Source organism: uncultured Sulfitobacter sp. (assembly GCF_947499945.1).
Lineage (GTDB): Bacteria > Pseudomonadota > Alphaproteobacteria > Rhodobacterales > Rhodobacteraceae > Sulfitobacter.
In genome coordinates this window covers 1,827,757-1,845,559 of sequence record NZ_CANMQD010000001.1, presented here as the reverse complement: position 1 = coordinate 1,845,559, position 17,803 = coordinate 1,827,757, and the positions used below count along the sequence as shown (strand labels likewise).

The following is a 17,803-nucleotide window of genomic DNA, read 5'->3' as shown; positions in this document are numbered from 1 at the left end:
CAGCGATATGCGCTATGACCCAAGCAGCGCGGATCTGAAATGCGACCACTGCGGCCATGTAGAGCCGATCGGCAGTGTCTGGACCAAATCTCGCGCTATCGCAGAACTAGACCTGCAACGCGGCCTCGCCCAAACTCTTGACACCGCCGAGATGGAAATAACCCGCGTTAGCCAATGCCCCAATTGCGCAGCGCAGGTCGAGTTCGACAGCACCACACAAGCAGCGGAATGCCCCTTTTGCGCTACGCCCATCGTGGTGGACACCGGCACCCACCGCCACATCAAACCCCGCGCCGTTCTGCCCTTCGCCCTTGCCGAAGAAACTGCCCGCGATGCGATGAAAGACTGGCTCGGCGGCTTGTGGTTCGCCCCTAATGGTCTGCAAGCTTACGCACGTAAAGGTCGCCAGATGGACGGCATCTATGTCCCGTACTGGACCTATGACGCACAATCCGACACCCGCTATACAGGTGAGCGCGGCACCGTCTATTACGAGACACGCACCGTTATGCGCGACGGCAAACGCCAACAGGTCCGCGTCGCAAAAGTTCGCTGGCGTGGCACCTCTGGCCGCGTCGCACGCTTCTTCGACGATGTGCTGGTCCTTGGCTCCCGCTCCCTGCCCAAACGCTTCACCGACGCACTAGAGCCGTGGGACCTGGCCGCCCTAGAGCCCTACGCCCCCGAATATCTCGCAGGCTTTCGCGCCGAAGGCTACACCGTAGCCCTCGACGAAGGCTTTGACGAGGCCCGCGCCAAAATGGACGCCATGATCCGCCGCGACATCAAATTCGACATCGGCGGGGACCGCCAGCGCATCCATTCAGTCGATACCAATCTGAGCGATATGACCTTCAAGCATATCCTGCTGCCCGTCTGGCTCGCCGCCTATAAATACCGCGGAAAAACCTACCGCTTTGTCGTGAATGGCCGCACGGGACGGGTACAAGGGGAGCGCCCATACTCCGCGATCAAGATCACTTTCGCCGTGATTTTAGGGCTGATCCTCGCCGCAATCATCGGCTACCTCTATGCTCAAAATTCCTGAATGCAAAACGATGCTCAAAATTCCTGAATGCAGAACGGATAAGACATGACCGCCATCGAAACACTGAGCCAAATCCTTGAGGACCGCTACTCCTGCCGCGCCTTCTTGCCCAATTCTGTCCCGGATGCCGACCTGACCCGCATCGTAGACACTGCCCGTCACGTGCCCTCATGGTGTAACGCCCAACCGTGGCAGGTAGAGATCACACGCGGTGCCGCCACTGACCGTTTGCGCAACAAGCTCCAACAGACCGTACTCGCAGGCACACCGCCCACCCCTGACCTCGCATGGCCCTCCAAATACACTGGCGACTACGCCGAGCGGCGGCGGACCTGCGGCTTCCAGCTCTACGACGCCGTAGGCATCGAGAAATCAAATCGCGCAGGCCGCGCCCAACAGATGATGCGCAACTACGCCTTCTTTGACGCGCCGCACGTGGCAATCATCCACTCCCCGGCCGAGCTTGGTCCCTACGGCGCAATGGACACAGGCGGCTTTGTCACCGCCTTCGCACTGGCCGCAACAGCGCTTGGGGTGGCCACGATCCCCCAAGCCGCGATCGCCGCCTATGCGCCCCTGCTCAAAGAGCACTTGGGGATAAGCGACGACCGCCTGATCCTCTGCGCAATATCGCTCGGCTACGCGGACAAAGACGCCCCCGCCAACAGCTTCCGCACCGAACGGGCCACCCCAACAGACATCATCCGCTGGCACGACACATGAAGGCGCTCCTGCAACGCGTCACTGACGCCAGCGTCACGGTCGAAGGCGACGTGATCGGAAAGATCGGCGCAGGCTTGCTGATCTTCGTCTGCGCGATGCCCGAAGACACATTCGACACCGCCAAGGCGCTCGCCCTTAAAATCTCGAAACTGAGGCTCTTCAAGGATAATGCCGGCAAAATGAACCTGAGCCTTGCGCAAACCGGCGGCGCCGTCCTCGTCGTCAGCCAGTTCACGCTGGCCGCCGATACCTCGCGCGGCACAAGGCCCGGCTTCTCCTATGCGGCCAAGCCAGACATGGCCGAAACCCTGTACCTGCAATTCAAAACCGCCCTGCATGATCTGAACATCCCCGTGCAATCCGGTCGCTTTGGCGCGGATATGGCTGTGGCCCTCACCAATGACGGCCCCGTCACCCTCTGGCTCGATACAGACAGCTAAACCCGCAAAATGCGGACCACATCGGTCCGCATCCTATACAACTTAAAACATGTCTTGCGCGTCAGCGCTCCATCAGGTCACGGTTCGCGGAAGGCTTCTTTTGACTTGTACAAAGGCTTGAGCAGATACTGCAAAACGGTTTTAGAACCTGTGTGCAACTCCACACTCGCCTGCATACCCGGACGGATTTCCAGCGCTACCTGACGCTCGGTCAGGTTCTCGGTGTCTACCGCAAGCGTCACTTTATAGTGGGGATCGCCGTCAGGATCACGGGCACGGTCGTCCTTGAACGTATCCGCCGAGATCAGCTTTACCTCACCTTTTAACGTGCCATAAATCGTATAGTCATAGGCCGATAGCTTCACTGTTGCCGCTTGACCGCGCCGCACACCCGCGATGTCCTCTGGCTTCACCCGCGCTTCAACAAACAGTTCCTCATCGAGTGGTATGATCTGTAATATCTCCTCACCAGGGCGCACAACGCCACCAATGGTGGTGACTTGCAAATTGTTTACAATCCCGCGCATGGGGCTGCGCAGCAAAGTGCGGTCCAGCTGGTCTGTGCTCGCCTTGAGGTTCTGGCGCAGGGTCGATAGCTCTTTCAGCACATCAGAATATTCCTGCGCACGGTCCAGCTCGGTGCCTGTCACGATCTCGTCAAACTTGATCTTCGCATCGGCAAATGACTTGCGCGCGCGGGTCGCTTCAATGAGCGATACAATCTTGTTCTTCAAAAGCGCGTTCATCAAATCACGCTCGCGCTGCGCTTCGACCAAAACCTGCTTGGCCCCATCCACCGAGGAAACGTAGTCAGACTGACGGGCCTGCAAAAGAGCCGCTTCTGACGCTACAATGTTCGGGGTGCGTGCGCCCCACTCGGCCGGTACATCAAAGGCATAGGCCCCGTCCATCTCCGCCTCAAGGCGCAGGCGGCGGATCTCGAACCCGCTGATCTGGTCTTGGAGATCATCCACCGCAGATTGGAATTGCGTGTTATGCAACCGTGCCAACACGTCGCCCTTTTCTACGATATCTCCTTCCCCCACTCTGAGATCGGCCAAAATACCACCCTCAAGGTTCTGGATGATCTGCGGACGAGAACTGCTAATCATCGACCCTTCGGCGCGTACAATCTCGTCCACCCACGCAAAGAAGGCCCAGGCGATAAACACCACTACTGTCGCCGCACTTAGCCAGACGACCATAGAGGGGCCGCGCATTTGTTTGTCGATGTGGCTGTCCAAATCAGGGCTCATGCGGCGCCTCCTTTGATGGCGGTGAGATGCGCCATGACTTCGTCCTTGGGTCCATCAATGCTCATCCGACCATTGTGCAAAATGATCGTTCGGCCGGTCAGCGCGAGGATCGGTGCACGGTGCGTGGCGATGATCGCAGTGCGTCCGGCCATCCATGTCTGCAACCGTGCAACCAACGCACTCTCCAGCTTTTGATCCAGCGCCGCCGTAGGCTCGTCCAGCAAACAAATTTTTGGGTCTTGCAGCCACAGCCGCGCCCAACCGATGGACTGGCGCTGACCAATCGACAGGCCCGCGCCTGCATCCATAATCTCCAAATCCAGCCCCTTGGGGTGGTTGCGCACAAATTCGCCCAAGCCCGCAAAATCAAGAGAAGCCATCAGCCGCGCATCATCCCGCTCCAGCATCGTCAGGTTCAGGTTATCGCGCAGGGTGCCAGAAAACAGGCGCACGTCTTGGCCAAGGTATCCAATCAGGCGGCGCAGGTCGCGCGGCTCGATCTGGGTCATCTCCGTCCCGTCAATCAACACACGCCCCGTTGTCGGCGCGTAGAGTCCGCTGAGCACTTTCAGCAATGACGACTTGCCGGAGCCATTAGCCCCAAGGATCGCAACGCGCTGACCCGGCAGAATGTTAATGCCCGGCAAATCAAGCGTCGGTGCGCCCTCTTCCATATAACGGAAGGTCACATCGCGCAGCTCGAAGTTCCCCGCAAGATGGTCGCGGCGCATATAGGTGCGGCCCTCTGCGGCGTCCTGATCGGACCCTGCAATCAACTCCAACCCATCCAGCGCAGATTTCACATTGCCCCAACGCGCCATGGTACCGGCAAGCTGTGTCAGCGGTGCCAACGTGCGCGAGGTCAGAATACCGACCGCAATGATGGAGCCGACAGTAAACTGACCCGCGAACACCAGATAGGTGCCCATGATAACAGCCGCCACATAAGTACCCTGCTGAACCCCTTGGCTCCAGAATGTCAGAACGGAGGCCAGCTTGCGCTGCTCGCTCGATTTCACCGCAGAGAGCGTGGTCAACTCGGACCACAACCGCTGCACACGGTCTTCGCCGCGCTGAGTTTTCACAGTGTCGAGTTCAAAAATAGCCTCGTGCAACAGACGCGATGATTTTGCCGTGGCCCCTTGGGTCTCTTGCGTCAGGCGGATCATCCGTTTTTGCATAAAGAAGCCCGGCACAACCATAAGGATGCCACCAATCACCAGCACCCAAACCACATTGCCCGCAATCGAGGCGACGAGGAACAGGAAGACGAAGATAAACGGAATATCCGCAATCGTACCAATGGTAGAGGCGGTAAAGAACTCCCGCACAGAGCCGAACTCGCGCATGGAGGAAAACAGATCGGACGGCGCTTGTGGGCGCTTGTCGCTGCGCATGCCAAGGATGCGCTGCATCAAAGTGGCCTGAACCGATAGTTCAATCTGGCGACCAGCGCCATCCATCAGCTGTGCGCGGGCAATTTTGATGAAGGCTTCCATCAAGAGCGCCAACACAGCCCCCGCCGCCAGCACCCAAAGGGTCGCCTCCGATTGGTGCGGGATCACCCGGTCGTAGACCTGCAAGGAGAAGAGCGCGACAGCAACAGCCAGAAGGTTCGCCACGAAAGAGCCGAGGGCCACTTCGCCGAGCTGGCGTTTGAACTTAGAAAACTGCCCCCAAAACCAATGCTTTGGTTTCTCGGCAGTTTTATGAACTTCCTCCACCTTCTCAATCGGCATTGTCGCACGCAGCGTAAGGCCAGAGAAGAAAGGTACAAAGTCAGCGGCAGGCACCTGTGCACGATTGTCAGGGCAGGTTTTGTCATAGACCACCAAATCTTCGCGCTCACGCCCCATCACCAACAACAACTGGCCTGAGGTCATATAGACGAGCGCGGGGAATTTCTGGTCATCAAGGCTTTTGCTGCGCACCATCTCGGCAGTGAGGCCATTGCGGCGCAACAGCGTTGTAATGACCTGCGCCTCATCTTGCTCGGACGCATCAGGGGTGAGCCGTCGGGCAAGAGCATCGGCCAGATCGCCTTGGGAAATCTCACTGCCCAGTACGCTAGCGTATGTCGAGATCAACGCACCGCGCGCACGTAAGCGATCTTCAAAGGTGGAGGTGTTGTCTGCCTTCGGGATCTCGACAACTTCGGCAGGCTTCAGACGGCCCGAATTGCCATTAACGATTGTAAGGGTAAAGGGTTTACTCATATTTCAGATCCATCAGCCAACACGCCCAAAAGCTCGGCCATGGCCACCCGCAAGCGGATCGCCTCATATTTCAACGTAACTTCGGCTTCTTGCTGCCGTGCGAATGTCTCGTAGACGCCGACCACATCCATGACCTGACGCTGCCCTGCGTCATACTGGGCCTGAAACAGATCGAGGTTCTTCTTGGCCTGTGTGGTAAGGGCTGCGGCTTCCGCCGCTTGACGTTCTTTGGAAGCAATCTGGCCTTCAAATTTGCGCAGCTGGCGGTTTGCATCCTCGGTAGCTTGTGCCACACGGCGGCTTGCTGCCTCTTTGGTCGCTTCAATGGCACGCAGGCGATCGCCTGTACCCAACCCCAAGAGGCCGTCGGACTTAATGACCAGCCCACCAGAGCCACCCTGCCCCACAGTTCCCGCAGCACTAAGGCCCGGAAGCTGGTTGGCGCGGTTCACTTTTGCCGCGGCAACGGCGCGGATTTTTTCGGCTTCGGATTGCGTGACGCTGAGCGGCTGGGCCAGCCCTGCGCGAACTGGAATGGACGACGTACCCCGCACCGATCCCAAATCACCAACGGACATCGCGTTCAGTTCTGCAATCGCAGTGCTGGCTGTCTCGGCGGCGGCTGATTGGCTGGCACGAATTTCGAGAAGCTTCTGGCGCAGAATGTGCAGATCGGAGCTGTCAGAGACACCGCCCTGAACGCGCTGCTGCATCACCCATTCAAAGTGACCGATGTCTTTTGCGCTCTTGCTGGAAAGCTCAAGTTTCTCACGCGCTTCAACAGCATTGATATAGAGATCAAGGCCAGTGCGGACGCGATTATTTGTGTCGGTGGCCAATGCAACAGCGGCAACTTCGACATCTGCCACAGCAAATTCGCGCTCGCCCTTCTTGCGGCCATTGTCATAGATCACCTGCTCAACCACCAAAGTCGCAACAAGCGAGCCAAGCGAGGACAAGCTGATGTTCGGACCAATCTGTGGGAGCCAATTCTTGGAAGCAGCACGCGAGCGCATCTGTGCCGCGCGCAATTCGCTTTCGGCACTGCGCGCGTTCGCCGCCAACACGGCAGAGGCCACGCGGTCATAAGCACTGCCCGATGGAAGCACCGAACGACGGGCGATCAGACCCTGAATAATCTCGCTTTGCGCATTGATTTTCTCGGAATGTGTGGGTTTGGACGTGGCTGTGTTGCCCGCCGTACTTTGCATCGCGACAACATCTGTTGCGCCCGCGTTGCCACCTACATCCGACAAACATCCTGTCACCAACAATGCACTCACGCACACCGCTGCTGTCTTTAGCCTACACTGCCCCATATCCTGCCCTTAACGTGCCGATATTTATATATATTATTATTTTTATTTTTATTTGGTGTCGGGTGCGGCGGTGGTTTGGCCCCGCCGCATCCCGTTTTCTGTATCGTAGTAAGCCGCTTAGATGGTGACAGGAATATCCTGATCAACCAGCAGCGTACCCTCGGCACCGACCGAGTAGACATTGTATGTCTGACCGTCGTCGCCAACCGTTGTACCCTGCGCAACACCGCCCTGAATGATCACTTCGTCCTCGCCCGAACCGTGGATCGTCAGAGTGTTGGAATTGGTGGACAATGCAAGCAGGCTTGCTTCGTCGATCACAACACTGGCCGCTTCGGCAAAATCGAGATCGAGGTTTTCGATCTGGTAATCACCCAGCGCCATGTTTGTAAGATCAACAGAGTTGGTCGCTGCTTCATCATCAAGAACCAGAAAGGTACCCGACGTGTTGCCTGCCGCGTCTGTCGAATTCACGATCAACTGAGAACCGTTCGGCACATCGTTATCAAAAACAAAGTCTGTTTCAACGCGCAAAGAGTTGAAGCCCTGCTGGCCTGCAACGTCCACAATCGTACCGTCTGATTGGACTTGGACAAGGGTCTGAGCATCTGTGGTAGGTGCGCCGTCGACCATCTCGGTCTCGATGGAGATGCCCCGGATGCCGTCACCGTCGCGGGTGAAAGATGCAATAACAGGACCGTCAGGTGCATCTGTGTCGATGGACAGTGTGTCCTCGATAGTGGCAACATTGCCGACATGGTCTGTCGCTTCGACCGAGATGTTGGCCGCATAAGCACCGCCGCGTACGTCAGCCGCTGGTACGGTCAAAGACCAGTTACCCGCTGCGTCAACGCTTGCGTCATAGGTTGTGCCATCAAATGTGACACGAACGGTGGAGCCTGCTTCGACTGTGCCACCGAGATCGATGCCAGCAGCCGCTTCGGCAGCATTCACAACCTGATCGGAGCCAGCAGAGTTGCTGGTCATGTCCAATGGAACAACTTCGGTATCTACATCAACGGTTGCAGCGATGGCGCGTGAGTTGCCTGCCGCGTCTGTCGCTGTGACGTCTACATCGGCAGTGTACGTACCTGTCGCCAATGCGCTGCCGTTAAAGACAGCAGACCAGTTTCCAGCTGCATCAACCACTGCGGAGGCTGTTTGACCGCCCAGCGTGACCACAACAGAGGTGGAACCGACTTCGGTGGTCCCGGTTACGGTGACGTTGCCGTTTGCTTCGGCGGCGCTGATGATGTTGTCCACCGCGATGTCGTTTGCATTTACGCTCAAATTGTCCACACGGGTGTCTACTTCGACACTGTCTGTGGCAGAGCGGCTGTTGCCTGCGGCATCGGTTGTTGTTGCTGTGATTTCAGCTGTGTAGACGCCTGCTGCTACATCATTGGCAGAGAAAAGTGCTTCCCAGTTGCCGCTGGCGTTTGCAACGACGTTGTGGCTGACACCCTCCATGGTGACTGTAACCACAGCGCCCGGATCGGCGGTCCCTGTGAGAATAACGCCATCGCTGGCTTCGGCTTCGTTCACAACATCATCACCTTCAACCGGTGTGCTGTCGATGGTCAGAACGCCTGCATCTGTATCAACAACAACCGATGTGGATGCTGTATCTACGTTACCTGCCGCATCAGTGGCGGTGGCTGTCATTGTTGCAGTATATGTGCCTGCTGCAACGCTGCCGGCAGCAAATGTTGCTGTCCAACTGCCATCGGAAGAGACAACCGCAGTGGTGGTTGCGCCACCCAGTTCAACAGTCACGCTCGAGCCTGCCTCGGTCATGCCTGTCACTGTGAGGGGCTGGCCTGCTTCTTCTGCGTTGATTACACCATCGGCGCCGCCAGTGGTGGATGTGATCGAGAAGTCGCGCACATAGGTATCAACTTCGAATGTACCCGATGTGCTGGCTGTATTGCCGTAGGGGTCAGTCGCTACAACGCTCACGGTGCCAGTGTATTCGCCGTCTGCCATCTGTGCAGAAGTGAATACCGCGCTCCATGTACCAGCGGATGTTGCTGTCACGGTCTGGGTGACGCTGCCGATTGTCACTTCAACAGACGAACCAGCCTGCGCTGTACCGGTAAAGCTTACGCCACCGTCATATTCCGCGCCGTTGATTGTACCGTCGCCACCGACAGTCGCTGTATCGACAGTCACGGATGTGACGGTATCCACAATCAGGTTCTCGCTATAGCTGCGTGAGTTGCCAAAGCTGTCGGTCGTGACCGCGGTGATTTCTGCTGTGTATTCACCAGCTTCAAGCGACCCTGCGGCCCATGAAACAGTCCATGTTCCTGCTTCGGATACAACAGTTGTCTGCGTCACACCTGCGATGGTGACTTCAAGTGTAGCACCCGCCTCGCCTGTACCATTCAGCGTTACGCCATCGGCAAAGTCAGCTTCGTTAAAGAAGTCGCCAGTACCTTCGGTGCCGGAGGTGAATGTGATTTCAGGTGCAATCGTATCAATTTCGAAAGAAGGACCATCAAGTGGCGTTTCAACACCGTCAGGGTTTGTCACAACGACTTCTGAATCGTACACGCCATCTTCGGGGAAGTTATCACCCTCAAAAACAGCTTCGAACTTGCCATCTTCGTCAATGACCGTCTCAACGTACTCTTCACCCACATGAACAACGACGGTGTCACCCGGCTCACCGCCGCCTGTGATCGTAATTGTCTTATCGTCACCATCGCCACCGATGACCACATTCGCATCGCCATCGTCTACAAAAGGAGCAGCGGGACCAGCTGGTTCATCACTTCCGCCACCTGCAAGACCACCAAGGATCGCCGCACCACCAACGCCCGCGGCAGCAATACCGGCAGTACCTAAAAGGCCGCTACCACCCAGAAGGGCCGCGCCAAGCATAGATACATCGCCGTCGCCATCTGCGAGCGGCACACCAGCAACTTCGGAGTTGCCAAGGAAGATCAACTCGTCAGACGGGCTCCACTTGCCCCATTCTGCGGTTGGACCGTATTGCGCATACAAGTTACCCTGCCCCGCATCTACAAAGCTTACCTCGTTAAGGTAACCGTCGGATGACACGAACAGGCGGTTTGCTGCGCCGCTGTCATTAAAGAAGTTATCGATTGTGATAACGCGCCCGTCGCTCAACGTGATGACCAACTGGTCACCTGTGCGTACTTGGCTGGCAAAGTCGGACTGCCGCGCGTTAATGGAAATCTCTTGGCCTGCTCCGGCCACGATAGTTTGGTTAGATGCATCCGCTGACACTGTGCCACGCTGCAAACCGCCCGCACTTCCACGGACGACGAAATCAATCGTCTTCATTGTATTACTCACTCTACCTCGAAAGCGCCCACTTTGTTGCAGGTCACTTGATTATGATTTTTATATTGCTGCTACCCAGCCCGTTCGTGCGCGCCGTGATTTCACCTTTATTACGTCACATTACACAGAAGTTCGCGGGGAAATCCAGAACTTTATCACCTATATTTCCCCCCTTACGCCATATGTGTGGGTCTGGAGCCACAAATGCCCGACATATGGACATCGATTGACCTCCTTCTCAGTCACGTAAGGTCACATTTCAATTGAGTGCCTTAGTTTCGCCACAAACACTCTGTCGTTGACATCTGTTGTGCTGAAACAGACGTTCGGAGTATGGTAAAAAATGACAATGACCTGCGCACTGTCGCAGAAGACCCCGATCACGCAATCATCCTGGCAGACGGCACCCGCCTTTCGGCGCGAATTTGGCAACCCGAGGATGCGGTGGACGATCCTGTACCGCTGATCCTCGAATTCCTCCCTTACCGCAAACGAGATGGAACCTGCGCACGTGACGCGCTTACCCATCCTTATTTCGCCGCACGCGGATACGCCTGTGCACGGGTGGACATGCGCGGCAATGGCGACAGCGAAGGTCTGATGGAGGACGAATACACCGCCCAAGAGCTTGCCGATGCCGTCGAAGTGATCCAATGGGCCGCTGCGCAGCCATGGTGTAACGGGCATGTCGGCATGATGGGGATCAGCTGGGGTGGCTTCAACTCCCTACAGGTCGCCGCGCTCGCCCCTGACGCGCTCAAGGCGATCATTACACTTTGTTCCACCGTCGACCGCTTTGCGGACGACATACATTACAAAGGCGGCTGTTTGCTCAACGAAAATCTTGGCTGGGGTGCCACCATGTGGAGCTATTCCTCCCGCGCGCCCGATCCCGCCCTGCGCGAGAACTGGCGCGAGATGTGGCTGGAGCGGTTGGAGAACGAGCCGTTCCTCCCCGCCGTATGGCTGCAGCACCAACGCCGCGATGCCTATTGGCAACATGGCTCCGTCTGTGAGGATTATTCAAAGATCAAAGCAAAAGTGCTGGCCATCGGTGGCTGGGGCGACGCCTATAAAAATGCCGTGCCAAAACTGGTCGAGGCACTGGATGGCGCAAAAGGTATTGTGGGTCCGTGGGTGCACAAATACCCCCACTTCGCTGCGCCAGAGCCACGCATAGGATTTCTGCAAGAAGCCCTGCGCTGGTGGGATCGCTGGCTTAAAGGGATCGATACGGGCGTAGAGGCAGACCCCGACTATCGCGCCTATTTGATGGACGGTTTGCGCCCCGCGACATGGTTCACAGAAAGGCCGGGTCGCTGGATCGCGGAAAATCACGGCGCCACTCAACACCTGCCTGTCCAGACATTTCACCTCACCGAAACGGGCGGCCTTGATGAGGCGCCGCAGATGCTGGAGGCAAAGATCGCCTCCCCCGCCCATTGCGGTGCGGCGGCGGGCGAATACTGCGCAATCTGGCTTGGTCCTGAAATGGCAGGCGACCAGCGCGGCGATGATGCGCTCTCGACCGTCTTCACCTCGGCGTCCCTCGACGCTGATATGGATTTGGTCGGCGCACCTCGTCTGACCCTCACCCTGAAATGTAACAAACCCCAAGGCCAGATCGCCGTGCGCCTCAACCACATCCATCCAGACGGGGCGGCGACACGCATCACTTATGGCGTCTTGAACCTGTCGCACCGCAACAGCGCCGCGGATCCCCAACCGATGCCCCCGAACAAGGCCGAGGAAATCACCCTCGACCTCGATCATATCGCCTACCGCGTGCCAAAAGGGCACCGGATCAGAGTTTCAATCTCCACTGCCTATTGGCCACTTATCTGGCCCTCCCCCGAGGCCACGCAGATCACATTGACCCAAGGCAGCCTGACCCTGCCGCAGCGCCCAACTGCCGGAGGTGACGAAGTCTCCTTCTTACCGCCCGAAGCTGCGGCACCTTGGCAAACGATTGAGATACGACCCGAAAACCATATCCGCCGTCAGGAAGTCGACATGACGACAGGCATCCACAGCCTTGTCATCGAAGATGACTTTGGCAAGCTGCGCGATGCGGAACACGGCCTTATATCGGGGTCCATTGCGCGGGAGCGGTGGGACATCCATCCCGATGATCCGCTGTCCGCGCGTGGGTTTTGCGATTGGGAGGATGAGATCGAGCGTGATGATATCCGTTTGCGGACCCGCGCCCAATGCACCATGCACTCAGATGTCACAACCTTCTACCTGACCGCGAAAATCGAAGCGTGGGAGAACGACAAACTGATCTACACCCGCGAACAATCCGACGCGATCCCGCGCGACCATCTATAGTGTCAAGGGGCGGGGCGCGGGGTAATACCCCTTGCGACCTGCGCCCAAATGCGCAAACTTGATGCACCAATCAAAAAAAGCGCACGCAAAAGACGTGCGATTCCAACTGGGAGACTACACTATGAACAATCAACTCAAAAAGCTGAGCGCAGCCGTCACGAGCGGTCTGATGACCCGCCGTGAATTCGTTGCCCGCGCCGCAGCACTGGGTGTCACTGCCGCCGTTGCCAACTCAATGCTGGCCAGCACGGCCCAAGCTGATGCACACGCCAAACCCGTCGCAGGCGGCACATTCCGCATGGGCGTCTCAGGCGGCGAGAGCACAAACACACAAGACCCCGCAGGCTGGGCGTCCGACGTGCCACTCGCCACGGGCTTTTTCTGGGGCGAACCTTTGGTCGAGCTCGGCGAAGATGGCAAATTGCGCGGTCTGGTCGCCGAAAGCTGGTCTGGTTCCGAAGATGCAAGCGTCTGGACCTTCACCGTGCGTCAGGGCTGTACCTTCTCCACAGGCGCACAAGTGACCGCCGAAGACGTAATGAAAACGATGGAGCGTCACTCCAACGAAGAATCCAAATCAGGTGCCCTCGGCATTATGACTGGCATCAAGTCCATGTCCGTAGACGGTAACAACTTCATCTGTGAGCTGGAGACTGGCAACGCCGACCTTCCCTTCCTGATGGCCGATTACCACCTGATCATCCAGCCCAACGGTGGCTTTGACGATCCAACTGCCGCTATCGGCACAGGCGCCTACACCATGGAAGACTACGAGCCGGGCGTTCGCGCCACAGCCGTACGTCGCGCTGATTATTGGGGTGGCACACAAGAAGAAGTCGCCCACTATGACAAAGTCGAGCTGATCGTTCTGAACGATGCCACAGCCCGTACTGCAGCCCTGCAATCCGGCCAAGTTGATGCAATCAACCGCGTCGAGCCAAAGATCGCAAAACTGCTGGACCGCGCACCAAACCTCACGGTGAAAAACGTATCTGGCCGTGGTCACTACGTCTTTATCGCGCACGTCGACACTGCACCGCTGGACAACAACGATCTGCGTCTGGCGCTCAAGTATGCGATTAACCGTCAGGAAATGGTCGACAAAATCCTGCAGGGTTACGGCGGCATTGGCAACGACACGCCCATAAACGCAGCCTACCCGCTGTTCGACGACAGCTTGCCACAGCGTGAGTTCTCGCTCGAAAAAGCCGCAGAGCACTACAAAAAGTCCGGTCACGACGGCTCGCCTATCGTTCTGCGCGTTGCAGACGGTGCCTTCCCCGGTGCGGTCGATGCAGCAGCGCTCTTCCAGCAGTCCGCCCAAGCGGCAGGCATCCCGTTGGAGATCAAGCGTGAGCCAAACGATGGTTACTGGTCCGAAGTCTGGAACGTACAGCCCTTCTGTGCTTCCTACTGGGGTGGCCGTCCGGTCCAAGACCAGATGTTCGCGACAGCCTACCTTTCCACTGCGGACTGGAACGACACACGCTGGAAGCGTGACGATTTTGACGCAATGCTCCTTGAGGCCCGCGCCGAACTGGATGAGGCCAAGCGTACAGAAATCTATGCCGCGATGAGCAAAATGTTGAACGAAGAAGGCGGCGTTATCCTGCCAATGTTCAACGACTTCGTGGATGCGATCTCCAATGACGTCCAAGGCTATGTGGGCAACCCAAGCGGTCCACAAATGTACTGGAAGACCTTCAAGTACACATGGAAGACGGCATAATCCGTGCATCCTATTATTAAATTGGTTGCCCAGCGTTTAACGCTGGGCATCCTGCTCCTCTTCGCCGCGTCCATCCTCATTTTTGCTGGCACCACCATGTTGCCCGGCGATGTGGCGCAACAAATTCTCGGACAGGGTGCCACGCCCGTATCTCTCGCAAACCTGCGTGAGGAACTGGGGCTGAACACGCCCCCTGTCACACGATATTTCAACTGGTTGGGCGGTGTCTTGCAGGGTGACCTCGGCACAGCACTCACCAATGGCCGCGACATTGCCGACAGCATCGGCGGGCGTCTCAAAAATACAATGTTCCTCGCCTTCTGGGCGGCCGCGATCTCGGTCCCGCTCGCAATATTCCTTGGTCTGCTGGCGGTCCGCTACAAAGACCGCTGGCCCGATAAACTCATCTCCGGCGTGACCCTTACAACCATCTCGATCCCCGAATTCATGATCGGCTATATCCTTGTGTACTGGCTCGCGATCAAGTGGCGCTTGTTCCCCTCTGTCGCGATCATGAACGATAGCATGAGCCTCGGTGAGAAACTCAACGCGATTGCAATTCCCGTCATGGTGCTGACGCTCGTCGTCCTCGCCCACATGATGCGCATGACCCGCGCCGCGATCCTCAATGTGATGCAATCGGCCTATATCGAAACGGCAGAACTAAAGGGTCTGCGCATGCTGACCGTCATCCGCAAACACGCCTTCCCCAACGCAGTCGCCCCTATCGTCAATGTGGTGATGATCAACATGGCTTACCTCGTGGTGGGCGTTGTGGTTGTCGAAGTCGTCTTCGCCTATCCCGGCATGGGCCAATATCTGGTCGATCACGTCGCAAAACGCGATGTCCCCGTGGTCCAAGCTTGCGGCCTGATCTTCGCGGCTGTCTACATCGGCCTGAACCTGATTGCTGACATTGTCTCAATTGTTACCAATCCCAGATTACGGCACCCAAAATGATGCGCATCCCCCCCGCAGCTCTGCTCGGCCTCCTCTTCACTTCTGTCTTTTTCTTCTGCGCCATCTTCGCGCCGTGGATTGCCCCCTATGGTATGGCCGAAGTCGTCGGCGACGTTTGGGAGCCCTCCTCCTCTGAATTTCTGCTTGGCACCGACAGCATCGGCCGCGACCTGCTCAGCCGCATGATCTACGGCGGACGCACGACGATCTTCATCGCCACTGCCGCAACGATCCTAAGCTTTGTGACAGGTGCAACTCTTGGCTTCTTCGCTGCTGTTTCTGGTGGTTGGGTCGACCAAGCCCTTAGCCGATTCATCGACCTCATCATGTCGATCCCCTCGCTGATCTTCGCGCTGGTCGTGCTCTCCGTTCTGCCAACGACAATCTGGACACTGATCATCCTGATGGGCCTGCTCGATTCAACGCGCGTCTTCCGCCTTGCCCGCGCCGTGGCCGTGGACATCACCGTTATGGATTACGTCGAAGCGGCACGTCTGCGCGGCGAGAAAATCGCATGGATCATCTTCCGTGAAACACTGCCCAACGCGCTCTCGCCTCTCGTGGCCGAGATGGGATTACGCTTCATCTTCATGGTGCTCTTTGTCTCAACCCTGTCGTTCCTCGGCCTTGGCGTACAGCCACCCCAAGCTGACTGGGGCGGCATCGTGAAAGAAAACAAGGAAGGCATCAACTACGGCATCCAAGCGGCGCTCTATCCCGCCTATGCCATTGCGACCCTGTGCATCTCGATCAACCTGATCGCCGACTGGGTGCTCTCGCGGACCACCTCACTGAAAGGGGGCCGCGGATGAGCGAGCCACTGCTGAAAGTACGCGGCCTCAAAATTGGTGCAACCATCTATCCCCCCGGCGAAAAATCCCGCCACATCGACATCGTGCACGGCGTCGATTTCGATCTTGAAGCGGGAAAAGTCCTCGGCCTCATCGGTGAATCCGGCGCAGGCAAATCCACCATCGGCCTTGCCGCCATGGCCTACGGGCGCGGCGGCGTTGAACTGACGGGCGGTGAGGTCTGGGTCAACGGCCGCGATGTGCTGCAATCAAACATGCCCGACAAACGCCGCCTGCGCGGAGCCGAAGTCACCTACGTCTCCCAATCCGCCGCAGCCTCGTTCAACCCCGCAAAACGGATCATGGAACAAGTCACCGAGGCCGCAATCGGCCAAGGCAAGTTTTCCAAATCTGACGCCGAAGCCCGCGCCATAGCCCTCTTTGACAAACTCGGCCTGCCCGACCCCGAAAACATCGGCTCGCGCTATCCACACCAAGTCTCTGGTGGCCAGCTCCAACGCTGCATGACTGCCCTCGCACTCTGCCCCCAGCCCGATCTGGTGGTGTTCGATGAGCCGACAACTGCGCTGGATGTCACCACCCAGATCGACGTGCTGGTCGCCATCAAAAACGCCATCCGCGACACAGGCGTGGCCGCCCTCTACATCACCCATGACCTCGCCGTGGTGGCGCAGGTCAGCGATCATATCATGGTGCTGCAACAAGGCGCGATGGTCGAATATGGCACTACTGACCAGATCATCAACAACCCACGCGAAGAATACACCCAAGCGCTTGTCTCCGTCCGCTCCATCAAACACATCGAAAAAGCACCGACTGACACCCCGCTCCTGCGCGTCGAGGGGATTACCGCACGCTACAAGGGAACCGACTTCGATGTCCTCAAAAACATCAACGTCGACATCCACCCCGGTCAGACCTTGGCCGTTGTAGGTGAAAGCGGCTCGGGCAAATCAACGCTCGCCCGTGTCATCACGGGACTACTCCCTCCTTCCGCAGGCGAGATCACCTTCGACGGACGCACCCTGACGCCGGACCTTGCGACACGTCCCTTGGACGATCTGCGCGAGCTCCAGATGATTTACCAGATGGCCGACACTGCCATGAACCCGCGCCAGACCGTCGGCACGATCATTGGGCGCCCGCTAGAGTTCTACTTCGGCCTAAAGGGCAAAGCGAAACAAAAACGCATCCAAGAGCTCCTTGACGAGATCGAGCTCGGCGATGGTTTCCAAGACCGCTACCCCGCCGAGCTGTCGGGTGGCCAGAAACAACGCGTCTGCATCGCACGTGCATTGGCGGCCAAGCCCAAGCTGATCATCTGCGACGAGGTCACCTCCGCGCTGGACCCATTGGTGGCGGACGGCATCCTCAAACTGCTGCTCAAGCTCCAGAAAGTCGAAGACGTTTCATATCTCTTTATCACCCATGATCTGGCGACGGTAAAAGCCATCGCAGACAGCATCGCAGTGATGTTCCAAGGCGAAGTCGTCCGCTACGGCCCGAAATCCCAAGTGCTCGCACCGCCCTTCGACGACTACACCGACCTCCTGCTCAGCTCTGTCCCAGAGATGCGCCTAGGCTGGCTCGAAGAGACAATTGCCAACCGCAAAATGGAGAGCGCAGGGAATTAAAGCAAAGTACCGTATTGCCTCAC

At 57.6% G+C, this 17,803-nt stretch carries 12 protein-coding genes; 8 read left to right on the top strand and 4 right to left on the bottom strand.

What is annotated here, in order from left to right:
- The first annotated feature begins 7 nt into the window (after positions 1-7).
- From Q0775_RS09170 to dtd, 3 genes are read left to right on the top strand one after another with little or no spacing between them, the layout of a single operon-like run.
- A complete protein-coding gene (locus Q0775_RS09170; RefSeq protein WP_298860013.1) occupies positions 8-1,048 on the top strand; it encodes a primosomal protein N' (replication factor Y) - superfamily II helicase in 1,041 nt (346 codons plus the stop codon).
- 45 nt (positions 1,049-1,093) lie between these two features.
- A complete protein-coding gene (locus Q0775_RS09165; protein WP_298859504.1) occupies positions 1,094-1,771 on the top strand; it encodes a nitroreductase in 678 nt (225 codons plus the stop codon).
- On the top strand, positions 1,768-2,211 hold the full coding sequence (gene dtd / locus Q0775_RS09160; protein ID WP_298859502.1) for a D-aminoacyl-tRNA deacylase: 444 nt from the start codon (positions 1,768-1,770) through the stop codon (positions 2,209-2,211). The genes Q0775_RS09165 and dtd overlap by 4 nt, the downstream gene beginning before the upstream one ends.
- Before the next feature lie 77 nt (positions 2,212-2,288).
- Here dtd and Q0775_RS09155 read toward each other — a convergent pair whose 3' ends face one another.
- From Q0775_RS09155 to Q0775_RS09140, 4 genes are all read right to left on the bottom strand, one after another.
- Positions 2,289-3,467 (bottom strand): HlyD family efflux transporter periplasmic adaptor subunit, encoded by a 1,179-nt coding sequence (locus Q0775_RS09155; protein ID WP_298859497.1) that lies wholly within the window; start codon positions 3,465-3,467, stop codon positions 2,289-2,291.
- Positions 3,464-5,683: an ATP-binding cassette domain-containing protein gene (locus Q0775_RS09150; protein WP_298859495.1), complete on the bottom strand. Its 2,220-nt coding sequence runs from the start codon at positions 5,681-5,683 to the stop codon at positions 3,464-3,466. The genes Q0775_RS09155 and Q0775_RS09150 overlap by 4 nt, the downstream gene beginning before the upstream one ends.
- Positions 5,680-6,966 (bottom strand): TolC family protein, encoded by a 1,287-nt coding sequence (locus Q0775_RS09145; protein ID WP_298859493.1) that lies wholly within the window; start codon positions 6,964-6,966, stop codon positions 5,680-5,682. The genes Q0775_RS09150 and Q0775_RS09145 overlap by 4 nt, the downstream gene beginning before the upstream one ends.
- A gap of 153 nt (positions 6,967-7,119) precedes the next feature.
- A complete protein-coding gene (locus tag Q0775_RS09140) occupies positions 7,120-10,314 on the bottom strand; it encodes an Ig-like domain-containing protein (RefSeq protein ID WP_298859490.1) in 3,195 nt (1,064 codons plus the stop codon).
- A 333-nt stretch (positions 10,315-10,647) separates the two neighbouring features.
- Here Q0775_RS09140 and Q0775_RS09135 point away from each other — a divergent pair, with 333 nt between their 5' ends.
- The 5 genes from Q0775_RS09135 (at position 10,648) to Q0775_RS09115 (ending at position 17,780) form a co-directional block, all read left to right on the top strand.
- Entirely contained in the window at positions 10,648-12,645 is a 1,998-nt protein-coding gene (locus Q0775_RS09135; protein ID WP_298859488.1) for a CocE/NonD family hydrolase, read from the top strand.
- A 121-nt stretch (positions 12,646-12,766) separates the two neighbouring features.
- Positions 12,767-14,374: an ABC transporter substrate-binding protein gene (locus Q0775_RS09130; RefSeq protein WP_298859486.1), complete on the top strand. Its 1,608-nt coding sequence runs from the start codon at positions 12,767-12,769 to the stop codon at positions 14,372-14,374.
- A gap of 3 nt (positions 14,375-14,377) precedes the next feature.
- Complete coding sequence (locus Q0775_RS09125; RefSeq protein ID WP_298859484.1) at positions 14,378-15,334, top strand: ABC transporter permease; 957 nt, start codon at positions 14,378-14,380, stop codon at positions 15,332-15,334.
- The gene (locus Q0775_RS09120; protein ID WP_298859482.1) at positions 15,331-16,146 is read left to right on the top strand and encodes an ABC transporter permease; all 816 of its coding nucleotides are present in this window, start codon (positions 15,331-15,333) and stop codon (positions 16,144-16,146) included. The genes Q0775_RS09125 and Q0775_RS09120 overlap by 4 nt, the downstream gene beginning before the upstream one ends.
- Positions 16,143-17,780: an ABC transporter ATP-binding protein gene (locus tag Q0775_RS09115; RefSeq protein ID WP_298859479.1), complete on the top strand. Its 1,638-nt coding sequence runs from the start codon at positions 16,143-16,145 to the stop codon at positions 17,778-17,780. Before Q0775_RS09120 ends, Q0775_RS09115 begins: the two co-directional genes overlap by 4 nt.
- Positions 17,781-17,803 lie beyond the last annotated feature (23 nt).

Bases quoted from the DNA above. Each gene is read 5' to 3' on its own strand.
- Q0775_RS09170 (WP_298860013.1), top strand. From the start codon at position 8: ATGCGCTATGACCCAAGCAGCGCGGATCTGAAATGCGACCACTGCGGC.
- Q0775_RS09165 (WP_298859504.1), top strand. From the start codon at position 1,094: ATGACCGCCATCGAAACACTGAGCCAAATCCTTGAGGACCGCTACTCC.
- dtd (WP_298859502.1), top strand. From the start codon at position 1,768: ATGAAGGCGCTCCTGCAACGCGTCACTGACGCCAGCGTCACGGTCGAA.
- Q0775_RS09155 (WP_298859497.1), bottom strand. From the start codon at position 3,467: ATGAGCCCTGATTTGGACAGCCACATCGACAAACAAATGCGCGGCCCC.
- Q0775_RS09150 (WP_298859495.1), bottom strand. From the start codon at position 5,683: ATGAGTAAACCCTTTACCCTTACAATCGTTAATGGCAATTCGGGCCGT.
- Q0775_RS09140 (WP_298859490.1), bottom strand. From the start codon at position 10,314: ATGAAGACGATTGATTTCGTCGTCCGTGGAAGTGCGGGCGGTTTGCAG.
- Q0775_RS09135 (WP_298859488.1), top strand. From the start codon at position 10,648: ATGGTAAAAAATGACAATGACCTGCGCACTGTCGCAGAAGACCCCGAT.
- Q0775_RS09130 (WP_298859486.1), top strand. From the start codon at position 12,767: ATGAACAATCAACTCAAAAAGCTGAGCGCAGCCGTCACGAGCGGTCTG.
- Q0775_RS09120 (WP_298859482.1), top strand. From the start codon at position 15,331: ATGATGCGCATCCCCCCCGCAGCTCTGCTCGGCCTCCTCTTCACTTCT.
- Q0775_RS09115 (WP_298859479.1), top strand. From the start codon at position 16,143: ATGAGCGAGCCACTGCTGAAAGTACGCGGCCTCAAAATTGGTGCAACC.